We start from the raw sequence: 2510 nt of genomic DNA on the forward strand, positions 1-2510 counted from the left end.
AGTCCCCTTACAGCTATTTGCAATGGGTTTTAGTGATTGGGAACAGGAAACTCCTTATGGGAATAAAATTAATAATTTCACCGAGGGATGCACGCTTTACCTGAGGGGTAAAACGTTTGTCGAACATATTAAAAACTGGTATTTCTACAAAGGACATACAATTGGTGAAATTACTCAAACCGATCAACCTAAAGGGTACTTTGCGGCTGATGAAATAAACAACGTGGTTATATACTTTGATGATGAAAATGATTGGAAAAATTACATAGAAAAAGAAGATTTATCGCCGAAACTCGTAACAAGATGGCATAAGGGAGACTGGAAAGTTTTTGATACTATACTGTTACTTTCCTTATTCTATTTCTTCTTTACCATACCCTTATTAATTCTGTTTGTTGTTGCAGTCGTTAGAGCCATTCGAAAAGAGAAATTCAAACTTAGTGAGCCCTATACATTATCTGTTTTGTTTATTGTAGGATTCATAGTTTTAAGACTAGTCTTAGATGCTTTCCCTCAAAGTATTTAGAATTCACTTTTAATTTATAGAATGAAAAAAAACTTTACAGTAGACAATAACACAAGAGCGAGTAACCCTGGTAATGCAAGCTTAAATCCATTCGTGTGGATTTATCATGATACACAAAAAATATTGGTTCAGACCAGCATTTTACTCTTTTCAATTTTCCTTACCATTCAGGTTTCTTTTTGGTTGATTCCATTGGTTATTCTCTCTCTTTTCAGTAACGGATTTTACTGGTTACACAAGAAGGAACACTTTAGAAGTGGAGATTCTAATGGTGGTATTGTGATTTCAGTTCGTCCAACTTTAGTAGCAGTAGCAACAGATTTAACCCAAGGGTTTGGTCATTACCCTGCAATTAAAATCATAAAATGTAATTCGCTTAAAAATGTTAAAATAAATGATAAAATAGCTACAGTTGCCTTGTACTCACAATCTAAAAACCCAAACGTTCCACACTGGGTAGGATTCAATCCTATTCCACTTTCTTTTGCAACAAAAGATCAAGAAGTTCTTGATAAAGCAATAAAATCCTATGATATGGATCAATGGGAAAGTATAAAAAGTCGTTTAGAAGAATTAGATAAACCTTATAGACCAGGATTGTTCAAAACAGAAATAGAAACCAGTGATTGGAAATCTATTACTAAATGACACGATAAAGTCAATATTGATTTATACAATTGATGTTACTTTTTATCAAAAGTGAATTACACCCGTAAATAATTCAACTTCATTTTGATTAACACTAAAGTCAACTGCAATGAAAATACATCACCTTCTAAATCTAATGCTCCTCTACTGGACTTTCAGCTTCGGTCAAGTAAGCAACATTAATCCAGCATTAACTATAGAGCACTTAAGTTCATCGCACTCAACAACTACAATTCTCCAAGATACCACAACCTATGGTCCGAAACAGTACCAATATGAAGACGGTTATGAAATCGTTTATTTTTATGCGGATAACAGCGAAGTGCATGTGGATAGGTCTAACATGAAAGGCAAGAAATCAAAACAAACGTTGGAAACTACTGAGGTATTGATCAATAATTGTTTGGCCGAAGATGCTGCTTTGATTAAACATTATAACAACCGGTTAACTTTAAAACTTCCTCGAAAGCTCGAGACCTATCAAATCAACTGCACCAATTGCGGTTTGTACAAACATTTGGGGAAAGACACCTTAGGTCCGAATGCTTTTTTTATTAAAACAGTAGCATTTAACACCTCTCCTATTTCTATAGATTTTATTTCAGACCAGGGAGAGTTTTATCAATTTCAATTGGGTGTTCAATTTCCACCTATACCCGATATCTATGCAAACAACAAGCTTATAAGGGATACCCTAACCTACAACACTTTCAGTGATACTTTACACTTAACTACCAATTTCTCTCAAAAACCTTGTTTGGATTTAGGTCACCAAATTTCTGATTGGCGTGTGAGCAATGAAAATGAGGATACGCTTGTATTTGGTTTGGGAAATGCCCTATCACCACAGGAAATGCAAGTTTTAAAAGGAATGAAAAACCTTGTTTTGGTTTGTGGGGTGAAAGGTTATGATGGGGTTATAAGGTTTAGAAAGTTTTCTTTGTTCATTAGGGATGAATAAGTACATCTTTATGAATAGTTTTGTACCATTTTAGCATTAATCGGATCGTCATAAATGTTCAACTTCCCTAGCCTTCAGATGAGTTAAAAGATGAAATTCTCAGGTCATTCACACTTTCAAGTAACGTTATTTCAAATTATAAAAAGTTCCCTCTTCAGAAATATCCATTGCCACCAAATCCCAAGAGATAAAAAGTATGAGTAGGTTGTCTACTCTTTTTTTAGGCAAATCTGACTTCCTGTAGAGTCGACTTAAAGTAGCTGGAGCCTCTTCTTTTATGGTTCTTAAAAAGCTCAATTCTTCTTCATCGAACTTTTCGGGTTTAGCGTGGTTGCGTTTCTTTTGCTTCCACAGACCAATCAAAATTTTGTTGGC

At 34.5% G+C, this 2510-nt stretch carries 4 protein-coding genes; 3 read left to right on the forward strand and 1 reads right to left on the reverse strand.

Annotation, left to right across the window (positions count from 1 at the left end):
• The 3 genes from AC22ZQ_RS14050 to AC22ZQ_RS14060 all read left to right on the forward strand — a co-directional run.
• Window positions 1-526 (forward strand): hypothetical protein (locus AC22ZQ_RS14050; RefSeq protein WP_318959393.1); only part of this gene is annotated, 526 nt, incomplete at its 5' end.
• Between the two features lie 21 nt (window positions 527-547).
• The gene (locus AC22ZQ_RS14055; protein WP_318959394.1) at window positions 548-1174 is read left to right on the forward strand and encodes a DUF3239 domain-containing protein; all 627 of its coding nucleotides are present in this window, start codon (window positions 548-550) and stop codon (window positions 1172-1174) included.
• Window positions 1175-1283: 109 nt separating this feature from the next.
• On the forward strand, window positions 1284-2135 hold the full coding sequence (locus AC22ZQ_RS14060; RefSeq protein WP_318959395.1) for a hypothetical protein: 852 nt from the start codon (window positions 1284-1286) through the stop codon (window positions 2133-2135).
• A gap of 126 nt (window positions 2136-2261) precedes the next feature.
• Here AC22ZQ_RS14060 and AC22ZQ_RS14065 read toward each other — a convergent pair.
• A partial coding sequence (locus AC22ZQ_RS14065; protein WP_318959396.1) for a hypothetical protein occupies window positions 2262-2510 on the reverse strand: 249 nt, incomplete at its 5' end.

This window comes from Lishizhenia sp., assembly GCF_057456495.1.

Excerpts from the sequence above, each read along its gene's own strand:
- AC22ZQ_RS14055 (WP_318959394.1), top strand. The coding sequence starts at position 548 with ATGAAAAAAAACTTTACAGTAGACAATAACACAAGAGCGAGTAACCCT.
- AC22ZQ_RS14060 (WP_318959395.1), top strand. The coding sequence starts at position 1,284 with ATGAAAATACATCACCTTCTAAATCTAATGCTCCTCTACTGGACTTTC.